General features: G+C 72.5%; 2 protein-coding genes and 1 pseudogene. All 3 read left to right on the top strand.

Annotated elements, in window-relative coordinates:
* Positions 1-727: pseudogene (locus tag ND747_RS15905) on the top strand (hypothetical protein); the annotation flags it as partial.
* Positions 727-2,931: a serine/threonine-protein kinase gene (locus ND747_RS15900; protein ID WP_251734399.1), complete on the top strand. Its 2,205-nt coding sequence runs from the start codon at positions 727-729 to the stop codon at positions 2,929-2,931. The pseudogene ND747_RS15905 and the gene ND747_RS15900, both read left to right, overlap by 1 nt.
* Before the next feature lie 13 nt (positions 2,932-2,944).
* The coding region (locus ND747_RS15895) for a zinc ribbon domain-containing protein (protein ID WP_374216243.1) at positions 2,945-3,471 on the top strand (527 nt) is incomplete at its 3' end.

Genomic DNA, 3,471 nt, shown 5'->3' with positions numbered 1-3,471 from the left:
GACGACCCGGATCGGCAGCGCGCCGCCGGCCGAGCTCACCGCGGCTGCCGCGGCGCTGGCACCGTTGACGGCGGTCCGGGCCAGCGATCCGCTCGGCCTCCCGGCGCAGGCGGCAGCCCAGGCCCGGGCCGCCCTCGACCGCGCGGCGGTGACCGTCAACCAGCTGGTCAGCGCCTATGACGCCCTCGACGAGGGGTTGCGCAACGCCGATGCCCTGCTGGACCTGATCCTGGCCATCGCCGCCGAAGGCGAAGGCGCCGCCCGGCAGACCGCGGTGAGGATCCGCGTCGCCGCCGAGGAGCTCTCGTGCCTGCCAACGGGCTGGCTGGACGACCCCGACCGTGGTCTGCGCCCCTGGTTGCACCGGTTACACGGCCTCGCGACCGCGCCACGTCGCCTCGCCGCGGTGCACGGGCTCGCCGCCTGGACCACCACCGCCGAGCAGACCCTGGCACAGGCCCGGCACATCGCCGAAGGGAACGCGGCCCCGCTGCGGCGGCGCGACGAACTGCGCGGACTGCTACGCGCGCTGCGACAGAAGGCCGCGGCCACCGGTCTGGCCGAGGATCCGGAACTCGAACAGCTGTATGCCGGCGCCCATGACCTTCTCTACACCGCGCCGACGGACCTGACAGTCGCCCGGCACAAAGTCACGGCCTACGCAGGCGCGCTCAACCGCGATCCACACCACGCCGGGCACCAGGACCAGGAACGGGGGCATACCTGATGACGGTGATCGCCTGTCCAGAGCCGAACTGCCCAGGCGTCGTCGAGGAGGGTTACTGCACCGAGACGGGCATCGCCATCGCACCCCCGGCCGCCCGGGATCCAGCAGACGCGAAGCCGGCCGACTCCAGCCCACCAGGCGCGAACACACAGGGTGCGGGGACGGGAAGCACCGCGAGCGCGGGCGGGTGGTCGCCGCAGTCGACGCCGTCCAAGCATGGGCTCGGCGGCGGCATCGTCGCGTTGCCGGAGCCACCCGTTCTCGATCCGAGGGCACGGATCCTCACCTCGCCGAACGTGCCGGAGCACCGGCGGTTCTGCCCGCAGGGCCATCCGGTCGGACGGGCCCGCGGTGGCAAGCCGGGTCGCACGCGCGGTTTCTGCGGCGAGTGCCAGACGCCGTTCTCGTTCGTCCCGGCGCTGCAACCGGGTGACCGGCTTGGCCAGTACGAAATCGCCGGCACGATGGCACACGGCGGTCAGGGCTGGATCTACCTGGCTCGGGACCTGAAGGTGGCCGACGACTTCTGGGTGGTGCTCAAGGGTCTGCTCGACAGGGGTGATCCAGATGCCCAGGCCGCGGCCCTCGCCGAACTACGCCACCTCGCCAGGGCCAATCACCCGGACATCGTCAAGATCCATACCTTTGTCGAGCACGACGACACGGGTTATATCGTCATGGAATACGTCAGCGGAATGTCCCTGCGCGACGTGCTGAAGAACCGCCGGGCCGCGGCCGGGCGCAGCGACCCGCTGCCGGCGCACCAGGCGATCTCCTACATTCTGGCCATCCTGCCGGCGTTCACCTATCTGCACCGTGACGGCCGGGTCTTCTGCGACTTCAAGCCGGACAACATCATGCTCAGCCGGGACGGGATGAAGCTGATCGACCTCGGCGCCGTCCGCCGTCTGGACATGATCGGCGGTGCCGTCTACGGCACCCGGGGCTACCAGGCGCCCGAGGTGGCCAAAACCGGGCCGACCGTCGCCTCCGACCTGTACACGGTGGGCCGCACACTGGCCGCGCTGCTGCTGGACTTCCGTGGCAACACCACGCAGTACGAGTACAGCCTCCCGCCCGCCGCCGACCATCCGGCGCTCACCCGCTATGACTCGCTGTACCGCTTCCTGCTCAAGGCGACCGCCACGAACCCGGACGGCCGGTTCGGCTCCGCCGAGCAGATGCACGACGAGCTGGAGGGGGTGCTGCGGGAGGTCGGCGCGGACGTCAACGGCAAGCCGACCCGGCCCACCAGCCGGCGCTTCACCGGCGACAACCATCCGACCGGCCGCGGCGCCGACGGCGCTCCTGCCGGACCGCCCTGGGCGGTGCTCCCGGCACTGCTCGTCGACGACTCCGACCCGGCCGCCGTCGCGCTCGCCCGGATGCCCGCCGTCAACGCGGACGAACTCGAGCGGTTGCTGATCGCTCTCGGAATCGGCGGGGTCGAGGTACGACTGCGACTCGTCCGCGCCCAGGTGGAGGCCGGACGGTTCGACCGGGCCCATACGCTGCTGGCTGCGCTCGAGGCCGACTACCCGTGGGAGTGGCGCACCGCCTACCACCGGGGAATGATCAGCCTCGCCCAGGGGGACGCCGCCGGTGCCCGTGGCTTCTTCGACCGGGTGTACGCCCAGGCTCCCGGCGAGCTGGCCCCGAAGCTGGCGCTGGCGTACGCAGCCGAGACGGACGGCGACCTGAACCTGGCCGAACGGCTGTACAACGTGGTGTCGAGCACCGACGATCTGCTCACCAGTGCCGCGTTCGGCCTGGCCCGGGTCCGGGCGGCAGCCGGCGACCGGGCCGGGGCGAGTGAGGCCTACCGGCGGGTGACCCCCGCGTCCGCCGCCTTCGTGGACTCCCGGATGGCACTCGCCCGCCTGCTCGGGACGACCACCGCCGGCACTCCGTCGCGCGCGGACATCGCCGAGGCCGCCCGGATACTGGACACCCTGGGCCTCGACGGGATCCGCCGGGTGGAGCTGACCCGCGATCTGCTCACCACCGCCCTCGAGCTGCTCAGTCCCGGCCCGCTCGCGCCCGGGGACGACATCACGATCGCCGGGTATCCCCTGCGTGCCCCTGAGCTGCGTCTCGGCCTGGAGCAGGTGCACCGCCAAGCGGCCCGGCTGGCCAGCACCGAGTCCGAACGGCACCGTCTGGTGCAGGCGGCCAACCGCATCCGACCCTGGACCCTGGTGTGATCGGGACCCTCGCATGACCGCCCACTGCGCCGTCCAGCCGGCCTGTCCGGCCTGTGGTGCCGAGGCGCTGCCAGCCGACCGTTTCTGCGAGGCCTGTGGCGCGGCCCTCCACGACGGCTCCCCGTCAGCACCACCGCCGCACTCGACACCGCCGCGGACAGAAACAAACCCGGAACCGGAGCTGGGGCCGGAGCTGGAGCCGTGCGGCGAGTGCGGCGCGGTCGGCCTCGACGTTGACGGCTACTGCGTGACGTGCGGCCTGCAGCGCGGGCAAGCGGCATCCAATCCATGCGACCGGACCGAACTCGACCTGGGCCCGGTCGCCGGGGTCAGCGACCGCGGGTTGGTGCACCGTTCCAATGAGGACGCGATGGCCGCCGCCCTTCTGCCGGCCGACCGCTGGTCCGACGCATCCGGCCCGGCGATGGTCGCGGTTGTGTGCGACGGGGTGTCGCAGGCCGCCGGCTCCGGGCCGGGAGCACGTGCGGCGGCCGCGGCCGCGCTGGACTCGCTGCGGTCGGCGGCCGGGGGTGGCGGGGC

The organism is Frankia sp. R82 (assembly GCF_023716925.1).
In the GTDB taxonomy this organism is placed as follows: Bacteria; Actinomycetota; Actinomycetes; order Frankiales; family Frankiaceae; genus Frankia.
The sequence above is the reverse complement of the archived record's forward strand: the minus strand, read 5'-3'. Positions and strand labels throughout refer to the sequence as shown.